Source organism: Leucobacter faecis (genome assembly GCF_054456635.2).
Genome location: NZ_JBTJEP020000018.1, coordinates 12,790 through 26,204 on the forward strand (window position 1 = coordinate 12,790; position 13,415 = coordinate 26,204).

The window sequence follows — 13,415 nt, forward strand, 5'->3', positions numbered from 1 at the left end:
CTGGAGCCCCGCACTACCTACTCACCTACCCCTGGACGGGTGCTTACTTCCCTTCGAGTCGGAAGAGGAACGCCGCCATCGCCTCGCGAGAGATTCGCTCCTTGGGCACATAGGCAGGCTTACCCGAGGGCTGCTTGTAGCCTCCCGAAAGCCCGGTTGCCGACATCCAGGCGATTTCCTTGAAGAACTTGTCCTTGGCCGAGACGTCCTTAAATGGTGTCTTGTCTGGAGCCTTCGCCTTGCTTGCTTCAAGCCGATAGATGAACGCGGCCATCGCTTCACGCGAAACCGTGTCTTTGGGCAGATACTTCGGTTTACCGGCCGCTTGCTTCGTACCCGTTGACACTCCCGTCTCGTACATCCATGCGATCGCGTCATAGAACTTGTCGCCCGGCTTCACATCCGCGAAGGGAGAATCAGTCGGCCCCACATAGCGCGTCGCTCCTTGGAATCGGAACATGAACGCAGCCATTGCTTCACGAGACACTCCGTCTTTCGGTAGGTACTCTCCTGCTGCGGTTCCGGTCGACACGTTTGACTTTTTCATCCATGCAATCGGCTGGTAGAACTTGTCTGCCGTGGTGACATCGCCGAACGGGCTCTTGGCGGGGGCCTTATATGCGGCATCGGTGCGCACTGGCCCGACAGAGAGTCCGGTCTTTCTCGTGCAGTTATTATTGGCGAACGCACGAAGTTCGAAGGTTATCCACTTGCCAATATCTGCCGTAGTCGGCTTGTACGTCAACCCCGTCGCGCCGCTGATGGGAACCATGCCTGCATTCGCATTTACGTCAGTGCTGTACCACTGGTAAACGGCGGTAGCCCCCGCGGGCACCACCGGCTCGTGGGAAGCTGAAAGCGTCTTGCCTACCTGAACTCGCCCCGTGACGATCGGCTCCGGAAAATCCCACCACGAGTCATTGCCGCACGGCAACGCAGACTGCGCAACCGGCTGGTCAGCGAGTTCACCAGTGACCGCCACCGGCTCTTCGACAGCCACCGGCTCGTCAGCGAGGGCAGGCGATGCCGCACCCATAACTAGCCCTGAGCTGAACATTGCAAAACCTGCCAGCAGAGCTAGCGCCTTCATACTCTTACGTCCCCCGGTACGGGGCTGGGCGGCTACTACTGGTGCGATCACACGAATCTCCCTATATTGGCAACCCGCCCAGTGTAGTCGTCAATGTTCCTGCCGCCCAGTTTCAAGTCGGTACAAGAACGCCGCCATCGCCTCACGAGTTACCGTGTCTTTCGGCGCATAGAAGGGTTTTCCACTCGCCTGTTTGTTGCCCGTTGACAGCCCCTCATTACCCATCCAGGCAATCTCCTTGAAGAACTTGTCGCCCTTCTTCATGTCACCGAACGGCGACTCAGACGGGGCCTGCGCAGTAGCTCCTTCAAGCCGGTAAATGAACGCGGCCATCGCCTCACGCGTGACAGCGTCCCTCGGCTGATAGGCCCGACCACCTGAGGCGGGCGAACCCGTCGATAGCCCCGATGTCGACATCCATGCGATCTCGCGATAGAACTTGTGGTCCACCGGCACGTCGACGAACGGAGAATCTGCGGGAGGCGAGTAGTCCCCCGGCGCTTCAAGCCGAAACAGGAACGCCGCCATCGCCTCACGCGACACGGCATCGCGCGGCTGGTAGTGCGGCTTGCCGCTCGGCTGCTTCACGCCCGTCGACATCCCCGATGTCGCCATCCACGCGATCTCGCGATAAAACTTCTGCCCGGTGTCTACGTCGCCAAACGGCGTGCTTGCCGGCAGCTCCGGTGTGCCTGGCACGCGCAGCGCCGTCGAAGTACGCGCGACGGTCTCGTAGGCGGGTTTCGTACCCGTCACGGTCACCGTCACTCGGTGCCCCACGTCCTCACGCACGAGCTGGTAACTCTGTTTCGTGGCGTTCCGGATCTGCTTGCCGCCCCTATTCCACTGGTACGTCAGTTTCACGTCACCGGGGCCCCACGATCCGGCGCTGGCCGTGAGCTTGGAGCCGAGCTTCGCAGCCCCCTGAACAGTGGGTACTGCCGCCTCAAGCCGGCCCTCAGCCACCTCGTGCGCGGTCGAGTTGAGTGCGACCCGGGCAAACCCGGGCTTGCTTGCGCTCACGTTGAGGGCAATCTTGGCACCCAGGTCGCCCGCGGTGAGGGTGTAACTTGTGCCGGTGGCGCCCGAGATCGCCTTGCCGTTGCGGGTCCACTGGAGCTTGCGCGTTACCGGCGCGGGTTCCCAGGCGCCGATGCTCGCCGAAAGCTTCTCCCCGACCCGCACCTCCCCCTTCACGACGGGCGTGGGGCGCTTCGACAGAGTCTGCACCCCGATGCCGCGGGGGTGCTGTGCGACGTTCCAGCCCGTTGCTTTGCGGCCAAACTGATTGAGTTCGAGCTTCGAAGCGTTGAACCCGGATCCATTGCTCAACGCAACACGGACTCCAGCATCAGCGAACCCCACGATGTCGGCGAGACCGTCGCCATTCACGTCGGTGACGTGACGCGGTTGCAGATCGGCGCGCCAGTCGGCGGCCCCAAACTCGCTGCTCCACTGGGCTGCGTGCCGAAAGCTCGTACCCGTGCTGAGCGCCACATAGACGCCCTCGGAACTGAACCCGACAACGTCGGCCCGGCCGTCACCGTTCACATCGGCGAGCACCCGCGGGTGAGCACCGACCTTCCATCCATTCGACACCCCAAACCCGTCGACCCACTTCGACCTCGGGCGCAACCCGGCGCCCGTATTGAGCATGACGTAAACGCCGTCGGACGCAAAGCCCACCACGTCGGGGAGGCCGTCGGCGTTCACATCAGCGAGGGTTCGTGGGTGCTGGGCAGACGTCCAGCCGCTCTGCGCCCCAAAGTCACGGCCATCGGCCCAGAGCGCCGCCGCCGCAAATTTAGACCCGTTATTCAACGACACGTACACGCCCAGGTCTGAGATGCCGACGACATCGGCCTTACCATCGCGATTCATGTCGACAAGGAACCTGCGGGTGGTGTCGGGCGACCAGCCGGATCCCGCCCCAAACCCCTTCACCCATTCTTTGGCCTTCGCAAACGAGGTGCCAGTGTTGACGGCCACTTCAACCCCGCCGTGGGCAAAGCCAATGACATCGGGCAGGCCATCGCCCGTCACATCGGCAAGCGCGCGTGGGCTATCGCGCACGTTGTAATTGTTGGCCGCCGTGAACCCGGTTGACCACAGCACCGGGTCTTTGAAACTGGACCCCGTGCTCAGAGACACGTAAACGCCCACGCCCCCAAACCCGACAACGTCAGAACGGCCGTCTCCGTTCACATCGATGAGTGCACGCGGATGGTCGAGGACAGTGTTCCAGCCGGTGTTCGTGCCGTATCCGATTCCCCAGGTTTTTATGGGTCCAAGCCCAGTGCTCGTGCGCAATGCTACGCGCGGACCGCTTGGGTGAAATCCCACGACGTCTGGCAGGCCGTCGCCGTTCACATCGGTGTTCCACTGCTGCAGTTCCTGGGTATCGTCGAGTCCGTTGCCGTCAAGGTCTGGCATCATGATCGTCGCTGTCGCGGCTGACCGCTTGACGGGCGACGCATAGCCTGGCCGAATACCGGTCACCTCCACCGTCAACTTCGTGCCGATATCAGCTGACACTGGCGAGTATGACTTGCCCGTTGCGCCGGCAATCACGGCGCCATTGCGTCGCCACTGATAGGTCATCTTCGTGGGGGTGGGCGACCAGCCGGAGGTTTCTGCCGTGAGCTCGCTGTTGGCGCTGTGCGCACCCGAGATCGTGGGGGCCGGCGACTTGGCAAACGGCTGCGTCATGTCTTTAACGTGAATATAGCCCTGAAACTCGTCGGTCCTCACCGTACGCGTACCGTAGCTGCCCGACCAGTTTGCGTTGTACTCCTCGATGACGATGTAACCGTTGTCGAGTACACGCGCCACCCAGGCAACGTGTCCGAACCCCGAGGCTCCCTCGTAGAGCGGCCCACTCCAAGCGATCGAGCCCACCTCGGGTATATTGTCGACGCGGATCCCCACGCTGCGGGCCGAGTTTGCCCACTGCCCGGCATCGCCCCATCGTGTGAGCCCCATGTACTGGTTCGAGAACTTCACGCCATTGGCACTGTTCATGCGCCATGCGACGAAGGAGGTGCACTGCCGGTAGGCGAAATTCCACTCGTCCCAAATGTTGTTGCTCGTGTACGGCCACGGCAAATTCTTGTACTTCGCAGGGTAGTCGTTGCCGATTACCGATCCTCGCCCGCCCGTGCTCATGGCACGCGCGGACTCGCGCAGCACTGCTTCTTCGCCGGGCCACGGCTTAGCGGTCTCCGGCCCCGGCGAAGATGAAGCGATCTCGCCGTTGGGTCCGCGCGGCTCGTCCCCCTGCGTCGTGACCGAGGGGTCCGGATCTGCTGGCTCAGACTCTGCTGGCTCAGACTCTGCTGGCTCAGGCTCTGCTGGCTCAGACTCTGCTGTTGCAGGCTCTGCTGTTTCAGGCTCTGCTGTTTCAGGCTCTGCCCGTTCCGACTGCGCGACCGCTTGCGCCCCCGGCACGTTCGGTATGGCGCCGAATGCCATCGCAACCGCCATGAGCGCCGCGAGCGCTGCTGTGCGAGTACGCCGAACCCCGACGCTACGCTCGATCACCTGGCAGGCCTTTTCCCACGACCTCACGAAACACGATCTTCTTCACCCATGCCGGCATGAGCCGGTATGCGCCCTTGAGCACCACGTTGCGCAGGTACTGCCCGCGCGTCACGAAGCCCATCTTGCGCATGGCGCTCTGCAGCTTCCACTCGGTGCGAGCCTCGGTCCACCCGCCGCGGCGCGCAAACGCGCCCGCCCCCACACGGTACTTCACGAGCGGCTCAGCAATATTCTCGACCCGCGCGCCCGCGGCGATCAGCCGAATACCCAGCCAGTAGTCCTCCATCTTGCCAAACGGCTCGTACCGGCCGACCCGTTCGAGCGCGTCGCGGCGGTACATCATGGTCGGGTGGTTGAACGGATTGTGGCTGCGAGCGTGGTCGCGAATGCGCGCCGCGCCGACAGGCGGTGTGCGCGTTGCTCCCGGCCTTGCCGGGTCACTGTCAAATTCGACCATGCCGGTGCCGACGAGGTCGTAGCCCTCGCTCATCAGCGCCCACTGTTTCTCGAACCGCGTCGGCTCAGACACGTCGTCGGCGTCCATGCGCGCCACCACTTCGCGCGTGCAGGCGTCGAGCCCGGCGTTGAGCGCCCGCGTCAGCCCGCCGTTTTCTGCCAGCCGCACCACGGTCACGGGCACCGGGCTGCGCTGTTCGATACTCGCGAGCTCTGCCGCGAGGGCCTCGGGCACCGGGCCGTCTTGCACGATCACCGCGTCGGCGGGCCGCAGCGTCTGCCCCTCGACCGAGCTGTCGAAGGCCAGCCGCAAAAAGGTGGGGTCATCACCCGCGTACACGGGCAGCAGCAGCGTGAACGGAGCGGTAGGTGCAGCGTCATTCATATCTGATGAGCTTACGCGGTGCGAGGCGCAGAGTGCTCGGTACGGAGTGTGGAGTGCGCAGTTGTGAGTCTGCGGCACGAAACAGCATCGAAACGACGAGTCGGCCCGATAAAAACGTATTTTTCATGCCGACTCGTCGTTTCGATGCCGACTCGTGCTTGCGCACATCGCTGCCCGGCTCAATTAGTGCCTGAGCCGGTAGATGAACGCGGCCATCGCCTCTCGCGACACCGACTGCCGCGGCTCATACTTGGGCAGCGCCCCCGGCTGCTTCGTGCCCGTCGAAAGGCCGCTGTCGTACATCCACGAGATCTGCGTGTAGAACTTGTCGTTCGGCGCAATATCTTGAAAAGAAGAAGTGCGCGGCGCTTTATACCCGTTCGTGCCCTCCATGCGTGCAATGAACGCGGCCATTGCTTCACGTGAAACAGCGCCCCGCGGATCATAAGTGGGTTTGCCCCGCGGCTGCGCGTTGCCCGTCGAAATACCGCTCGCGCCCATCCATGCGATCTCCTTATAAAACTTGTGGTTTGTCGGCACATCGGCAAACGGCGACGCACTCGGAACTGTGTATCCCGCCGGCTTCGTGGCTCCGGCCGGGGTCTTGAGTCGGTACAAGAACGCCGCCATCGCTTCGCGCGACACCGACGACTTCGGTAGGTAAGCGCGCCCCGAGGGCACGGCCGAGCCGTTCGACAGCCCCTCCTCAAACATCCACGTGATTTCTTTGTAGAACGGCGCACCGGGGTTCACGTCGACAAAGACCCCCGGCGCCGCGAGCCCGCCCGGATACGCGGCAAACACCTGCGTGTAGTACGGCACCCCTCCGGTGCTGTAGACGACACCCACTCCAATGTGTGTGTACGTTTCTTGAATGATGTTCTCGTAGTGGCCCTTCGACTTGCGCCACCCCTCCATTACCGCTGCGGCCGAGGTATAACCGTATGCCACGTTCTCGCCCACACGCACCCACCCTGCGGGCACCTGCGAACTCATCGCTGGGTTGTGTTTCATCGTCTTGTCGCGCGCCTGCACTTCGCTCCAGGTCAGCGCGATCGCATCGAGCCGCGGGTCACTCTTCACCGCTCCTGCGCCCTGCGCCGCCCGCAGCTCGTTCGTGATGCGTACGACGTCGGCCCGCACCTGCGCGAGCGTGGGCCGCTGCGCCGCCTGCAATCCCGGCTGCGCTGTCTCAGGCGCTGTCTCAGGCGCTGTCTCAGGCGCTGTCCCAGGCGCTGTCTCAGGCGCTGTCTCAGGCGCCGGATCGAGCGCCACCTCCCGCTGTGTACCGACGCCCTCGGGCTGCACCCCGGCGTCGGTCCCGGCGTCGGCGCCGGCGTCGGCGCCGGTTTCGGTGTCGGCGCCGGTGTCGGTGTCGGTGTCGGTGCCTGTGTCCGCGTCGGTCGCTACGTCCGCGCCAGAGCCGGGCGGCTCAACCTCTGTGCCCGCCCACGGCGGCGACTCCGCAGGTGGGCTGGCTGATCCGGAGCTCTCTAGAGCAGACGAAGCAGATATAGCGGGCAGAGCGGCCGCTCCGGGCGCCGCAAGATCGCTCCCCAACAGTAAAACGAGTGCGCAAAGCCCACTCAACAGCGGTTTCATTTGTGTCCCCCCAGGCGATTCCCCCGAATCACCTTTGCCTCAGCCTAACGAGGCGAGGGGACTTTGCCTAGCGTTTGTCGAGCTTCGAAAGCCGGTCGACCGCGACCATCACGTCGACGGGCACACCCGCATCGCGCAGCACGCGATGCGTCGCCTTGGGGTTCTTGCGCCAGCCGTCACGCCAGCCGCGCTTCAGGCAGTCGCGCAGTTGCGCGCGGTCACTCGAGGCCTTAAACGTGCGCAGCCAGCGGCGCGCGCTCGCGCCCGAGTACAGCACCTTCTCCCACCAGTACAGCGCGTGCGAGCGGCGAAACACCCACAGCTTGTTGCGCACCTCGAAGAAGAACCGGGGGCCGGGGTCGGCGTCGCTCGAGCCGCGCTTGGCGGTCTTGTGCGTAACCACCGATCCGGGCACGTACAGGCCGCGCGCGCCGCGCAGCAGCCGAGCCGAGTACTCGAAATCGTCGTTCCACAGAAAGTATGCGGCGAGCGGCAGGCCCTGTTCACGCACGCGCGCGGCGCGCAAGAACGCCGACACAAACGAGATCGACCTGATCTCGAGGCCGCCCGCGGCCGCGGCCCGCTCGCGCTCTGCGTGCGAGGCCCGGATCTTGGGCTTCGGCGTGTTCATGGGGTGGTCTTCGCCGTCGGTCCACAAGACGCGCGACCCCATCACGGCGAGGTCATCGGCGCCCAACGCGACGTACCGCTCGTGCGCGGCGAGCGCACCCGCGAGCGCCTCGGGTGTGGGCACCGTGTCGTCGTCCATCACCCACACCCAGTCGGTGTCGTCTTCTGCGACCGCGGCGGCGATGCCCACGGCAAAGCCGCCAGCCCCGCCCGTGTTAGCGGTGAGCTTGATGACGCGAGCCCGGTCACCCCACGACTCGGTCGCAGCGAGCGCGGCGTCGGCCGAGCCGTCGTCTGACGCGTTGTCGACCACCACGAGACGGTCGACGGGCCTCGTCTGTGCGGCGAGGGCGGCGAGCGACTCGAGCAGCAGCTCCCGCCTGTTGTACGCCACCAGTACGGCGGTTACGCGCATGCGAACACTCTCCTTCTCAAAACCTCGACAAGCTTACCCGTAGCTGCCCGTAGCTACCCGAAGATGCCCCTACCCGCCGCGGGTTACTCGCCCTCGGGGGGCGGTGATGCCGCCGCGACCCCGTCGGCCACCAGCTGGTGTGCGATCGAGAAATCGGGCGCCTCGGGGTTAAACGCGGGCGGCACCAGCTCGACGCTCACGGGTTCGTAGCCGCGGGCCTTCGTCGCGAGGTCGAGAAAACGCCCCAGCATCGACTCGGGAATGTCGGTTTCGACGAGCTCGGTGCCCGCCGACGCGATGTCTTGAAACCTGGTGAGCACGTTCTGCGGGTTCATCTGCGCGAGAATCGCCGCTTGCAAGATGCGCTGGCGCTCCATGCGGTCGTAGTCGCCGCCGGCAGAGCCATACCGCGACCTTGCGTACCACTGCGCGTTGTAGCCGCTCATGTGCTGTTGCCCGGCCTCGACCCACCCGGTGACGCCATTGCCAAACTCGTCGCCGCCAATGGGCAGCGGCTCTTCGACGTAGATGTCGACGCCGCCGAGCGCGTCGATCAGGTTCTCAAACGCGTCCATGTTGATGAGCACAAAGAACTGTGTCTCGAGCCCGGTGATGCCCGTGACCGCGTCTTTCGTCGCCTCGATGCCGGGCGACGAGCCGCGCGACGCGGCGTCGGCGTAGAACCCGCTGTACGACGGCGAGCCCGACGATTCGACCTCGGCCACGAGCGAGTTGAGCGCCCCCGTGGTGTAGCAGTAATACCCGCCACCCTCGACGACCTCATAGTTGTTGAGCTCGTCGCAGTACCCCTCAGGAAACACGTCATACATCGGCGAGTCTTCTGGAAACGGTGCGTCGACCAGGTCACGCGGCAACCCGACGATCACCGACTGCCCCGTCTTCGCGTCAACGCTCACGAGCGAAATACTGTCGGGGCGCAAACCTTCTCGGTCTGATCCGGCGTCGGTGCCCAAGAGCAGAATGTTGTAGCGGCCGTCGACCGGCTCGACCGCCGGAGCCGACTGAAACACGCTGTTAAACAGCGCCCGCGTCGATCCGACCGTGGTCGCCACCCAGGCCGCGCCCGCGGCCGGTGCGATCGTGAGCATCACCGACAGCACCGCGACCGGCACCCGCCAGTGGCGCGTCACGCGCGCCAGCCGCGTGAGCCGCAGCGTATCGAACCCGAGCACCAGCCACAGCACCGCGTAGCCATAGAGCAGCCACTGCAGCACAAACAGCGTGATGCTGTTGGTGAAAAACGTGAGGGTCGCGACCTGCGCGAGCAGCAGCCCCGCAATCGCCGCCACGCCGCCCGCGAGAAACACGATCGACGCAACGAGCCCGGTGCGGCCGAGCTTGCGCTTGCCCGCGAGAATCTGCGCACTGCCGGGCAGCACGAAGCCCACCACCACCAGCCACCAAGCTCGCTTGGTCATGAGCTGCTCTGAGGCGGCATCTGGGTACCGCAGCGGCTGCTCGAGGTTCAGGGTCATTCGCCGTATCCGTCGGGATTCGCCGACTGCCACGCCCACGAGTCCCTGCAGGCCTCGGCAAGGCTGCGGCTCGTGTGCCACTCAAGCTCTTCATTAGCGAGTGCCGGATCAGCGACCACCTCAGCGACGTCACCGGCGCGCGGGGGCACGATTTCGTAGGGCACCTCGCGGCCCGCGGCGGCCTCAAACGCGCGCACCACATCGAGCACGCTCGATCCCACCCCCGAGCCCAGGTTGTAGGTTTTGACGCCCGCCTCGAGCTTCTCGAGGGCGGCGACGTGCCCCTCGGCCAGATCCATCACGTGAATGTAGTCGCGCACGCCTGTGCCGTCGGGCGTCGGGTAGCTGTCGCCAAACACGCTGAGCTTGGCACGCTTGCCCACGGCAACCTGCGCCACGAACGGCATCAGGTTGTTGGGAATCCCTGCGGGGTGCTCGCCGATGCGGCCTGACGGGTGCGCCCCGACCGGGTTGAAGTAGCGCAGCAGCACCGCGCCGAGCTCGGGCCACGCCGCCTGCGTGTCACGAATAATCTGCTCGTTCATAAACTTCGACCAGCCGTAGGGGTTGGTGAGCTGCACGCCCGCGGGGGCCTGCTCGTCGATGGGCGAGCTGGCCGGGTCGCCGTAGACCGTGGCCGACGAGCTGAACACGAGCTTGTCGACGCCGCGCTCGCGCATCAGGTCGAGCAGCACCAGCGTCGAGTCGAGGTTGACACGGTAGTAGCGCGTGGGCTGCGCGACCGACTCGCCGACGGCCTTGAGACCGGCGAAGTGAATCACCGCATCAAACTCGACGCCCGTAAGCCGTGCCCGCGTCTCGTAACGGTCAGACAGGTCGGCCTCGAGCACGGGAATCGTCTTGCCCGTGAGCGCCTCGACGCGCCGCACCGCTTCGACACTGCTGTTTGAGAAATCGTCGAGCACTACGACCTCGTGGCCACGCTCAAGCAGCACCAGTGCTGTGTGGGTACCGATGTAGCCGGCACCGCCGGTTAGCAAGACTCGCATAGCCCCTAGGTTACTGGGCGTTTCTTTGGCGCGACACTCAGCCACTCTTTGGCGCGACATTCAGCCACGTGAAACGCGTAGCCGACGGGCCGCTCAGAGGCCAGTTATATGCACACGAATGTCTCGGTTGTGTCTCTTCACGTAACACACGGGGCTAATCGGGAGGTTTCACCGCCGCGGGTTCCGTAGACTGGGTACAGGCACCGGCTACACGTGTGCGGTGGCGAGAAAGCGGAGGGGACAGTTGGCATCACTCACGCTCATTGCCGAACCATTTCCTGACTGGGAGTTGCAGGTGCAGCGCGCCGCTGCCCACGACCTCATCAAGGCGATCGGGGCGACCGCGCCGCGCAGCTGCAGTGCACGCTTTCTGATCGCGAAGGGTTCGCCCGAGCTCGACGTGTCATCTGCCAAGATTCAGACCGAGCACCTGCCTATTCGTGCGGGCATGCTGCCGCTCCTGTGGCAAAGCGGCACGACCGCTCGCCCGCTCGACGGCGAGTTTGTGCACTCGCTCACCCCGCTTTTGCCGCTGCGCACCCGCGGCGAAGATGACGGGTCGCAGTCTTCGGTGACGATTCCGCACGCCATCGCGTGGGAGGCGCCGTCGCTCATGGGCGGCTCGCAAGCGCGCCTCTACCGCAGCTATGTGCGCCGCGCAGTAAAGCTCGCCGACGTGCTCATCACGAACACGCACGCCACTGCCCGCGCGCTGCAGCGCAAGTATGGTCACGACCTGCCCGTGCAGGTGATGCAGCTGGCCCCGCCCACCGCGTTCTTGCCCGGCGCCGACGCCGCCGAGCGCCGCGCAGCTCTGGGGCTGCCCGCGCTGTATTCGCTCACCACGGCTATGCCGGGCGAACTGGGCCGGCTCGAGTGGGTGTTTGAGGCGCTGCGCGTGACCCCTTCGCTGCCGCCGCTCGTGGTGCTCGAGGGGCTCGACCCGCTGCCCGGCACACGCGACGCGTCTGAACCGTCAGTGCGGGTGCCCGACGACCTGCAGCACCGCGTGACCGTGGTGCGGGCGCGCGAGCTCGCCGACATTGGCGCGGTGCTCGACGGTGCGGCGCTGCTCGCGCAACCGCAGGCGTACACCGGCACGGGCTACACCCTGCTTGCCGCGCTCGCGACGGGGCTGCCCGTGCTGCACGCTGGCCACGAGGCTACCGCCGAGATCGTGCTCGATGCCGCCATCGAAGCCACCGACCAGGCCGCGTTTGCCGCGCAGTTTGCCGCTCTCTTTCGCGACGTTGAGCTGCTGCACACACTGTCGGTGCTGGCGATCGACCGCAGCCGCGGTTTCACATGGGGGTCGGCCGCGTGGCAGCTCTGGGAGACGCACGCAAACCTGTAGTTCACGTGCGCCGTGTCTGGATTCTGCGAGTCGCAAGCTCCCGCAGAATGACGGGTTTCTACGTCATCCTGCGGGCGTGAAATACTCGGGCGAAGAAGCGAAGCTTTTTCGCGTATTTCACGCTGGCGCCACAGCGTCAGGGCGAGTCGCAGGATCCACACTGGATCCTCCGATTACTCGGCAGCGACCTTAGCTTTAAGCGCGTCGTTCTTGTCTGCAACCATGTCGGTGAGGCCCTGCGCGTAGTCGGCGAGCTTTGCCGCAAGCACCGGGTCGTTCGCGCCAAGAATGCGTGCTGCGAGAATGCCCGCGTTCTTCGCACCACCGATCGACACGGTCGCTACCGGAATCCCGCCGGGCATCTGCACGATCGACAGCAGCGAGTCCATCCCATCAAGCAGCGCGAGCGGCACCGGTACACCGATCACGGGCAGCGTCGTCATCGATGCGACCATACCGGGAAGGTGCGCCGCGCCACCCGCCCCAGCGATGATCACTTTGAGCCCGCGGGCTGCCGCGCCGCGCGCGTAGTCGACCATCTTGTCGGGGGTGCGGTGGGCGCTCACCACTTCTACCTCGTGCGCGACGCCAAACTCGCGCAGCATCGCCACGGCGTCGGCCATGACTCGGTAGTCGGAGTCGGATCCCATGATCACGCCAACGAGGGGCGCAGCAGTCTCACTCATGCCTAAATCGTACCGCCACGCAAGAAAGAAATTTCCGCTTAGGAGTCACCCAGAATAGGCTCAGTGTATTAAGAGCTTTCGGGCGCAGCTGGCGCGCACCGACATAGCCGACAGAATCGGAGCACAGTATGGCGAATCTACCCCCCAGGCAGCCCGCTCCCTGGGACAATCCCGCATTCGATCGTTCAGGCGCTCAGCAATTCGGTGACCAGGGTGTTCCGCTGCCACCGATTCCCGGCGGGCCGCCGCTGCCCCCCGCTCCCCCTGCGCCTCCGGTGCCGCCAGTACCTCCGGTGCCCCCGGCTCAGGGCGCCCCCCAATTCGGCGCCGGATCAGTGCCTCCCGCCCCGTTCCCGGCTGCGCCACCCGCGCCGCCAGCTCCCGCACCGGGGTTCCCGCCAGCCCAGGGATTCCCGCCAGCACAGGGATTCCCGCCCGCACAGGGCTTTCCCCCTGCGCCGCCCGTTCAGGGCTTCCCGCCTGCGCCGCCCGCTCCGTCTGCACCGGCACCGGGATTCCCGCCAGCACAGGGCTTCCCGCCGGCACAGGGATTTCCGCCGGCACCGCCTGCGCCTCCGGCACCGCCCGTGCCAGCAGCACCTGCACAGGGGTTCCCAGCGGTGCCGCCCGCCCCGCCAGCCCCGGCGGCTCCCCCGACACCGATGCAGGGGTTCCCGCCAGCTCCGCCAGCTCCGGCGGCTCCGGCTGCTCCCGCTGGTCCCGCGCTGGGATTCCCGCCGGCACCGCCTGC

General features: G+C 65.4%; 9 protein-coding genes. 1 reads left to right on the forward strand and 8 read right to left on the reverse strand.

Translation table 11 applies throughout. From position 1 onward, the window contains the following. Window positions 1–43: 43 nt before the first annotated feature. From ACXR2T_RS12735 to galE, 7 genes are all read right to left on the reverse strand, one after another. Complete coding sequence (locus tag ACXR2T_RS12735; RefSeq protein ID WP_489945541.1) at window positions 44–1,090, reverse strand: S-layer homology domain-containing protein; 1,047 nt, start codon at window positions 1,088–1,090, stop codon at window positions 44–46. Between the two features lie 90 nt (window positions 1,091–1,180). Beyond that, window positions 1,181–4,657, reverse strand: a complete 3,477-nt coding sequence (locus ACXR2T_RS12740; RefSeq protein WP_458839961.1) for a CHAP domain-containing protein — start codon at window positions 4,655–4,657, stop codon at window positions 1,181–1,183. After that, window positions 4,617–5,471 carry a glycosyltransferase gene (locus tag ACXR2T_RS12745; protein ID WP_458839959.1) on the reverse strand — a complete coding sequence of 285 codons (855 nt, stop codon included), beginning with the start codon at window positions 5,469–5,471 and terminating at the stop codon, window positions 4,617–4,619. The genes ACXR2T_RS12740 and ACXR2T_RS12745 overlap by 41 nt, the downstream gene beginning before the upstream one ends. A gap of 183 nt (window positions 5,472–5,654) precedes the next feature. After that, window positions 5,655–7,073, reverse strand: a complete 1,419-nt coding sequence (locus ACXR2T_RS12750) for a CAP domain-containing protein (RefSeq protein ID WP_458839958.1) — start codon at window positions 7,071–7,073, stop codon at window positions 5,655–5,657. A 67-nt stretch (window positions 7,074–7,140) separates the two neighbouring features. Beyond that, window positions 7,141–8,118, reverse strand: a complete 978-nt coding sequence (locus ACXR2T_RS12755) for a glycosyltransferase (protein ID WP_458839956.1) — start codon at window positions 8,116–8,118, stop codon at window positions 7,141–7,143. An 83-nt stretch (window positions 8,119–8,201) separates the two neighbouring features. Next, a complete protein-coding gene (locus ACXR2T_RS12760; RefSeq protein WP_458839955.1) occupies window positions 8,202–9,614 on the reverse strand; it encodes an LCP family protein in 1,413 nt (470 codons plus the stop codon). Next, on the reverse strand, window positions 9,611–10,624 hold the full coding sequence (galE, locus tag ACXR2T_RS12765; protein ID WP_458839953.1) for a UDP-glucose 4-epimerase GalE: 1,014 nt from the start codon (window positions 10,622–10,624) through the stop codon (window positions 9,611–9,613). The genes ACXR2T_RS12760 and galE overlap by 4 nt, the downstream gene beginning before the upstream one ends. 244 nt (window positions 10,625–10,868) lie before the next feature. Between galE and ACXR2T_RS12770 the strand changes: the two genes are divergently transcribed. Then, window positions 10,869–11,978 carry a glycosyltransferase gene (locus tag ACXR2T_RS12770; RefSeq protein ID WP_458839951.1) on the forward strand — a complete coding sequence of 370 codons (1,110 nt, stop codon included), beginning with the start codon at window positions 10,869–10,871 and terminating at the stop codon, window positions 11,976–11,978. 173 nt (window positions 11,979–12,151) lie between these two features. Here the strand turns inward: ACXR2T_RS12770 and purE are convergent, their stop codons facing one another. After that, the gene (gene purE / locus ACXR2T_RS12775; protein ID WP_458816678.1) at window positions 12,152–12,664 is read right to left on the reverse strand and encodes a 5-(carboxyamino)imidazole ribonucleotide mutase; all 513 of its coding nucleotides are present in this window, start codon (window positions 12,662–12,664) and stop codon (window positions 12,152–12,154) included. Window positions 12,665–13,415 lie beyond the last annotated feature (751 nt).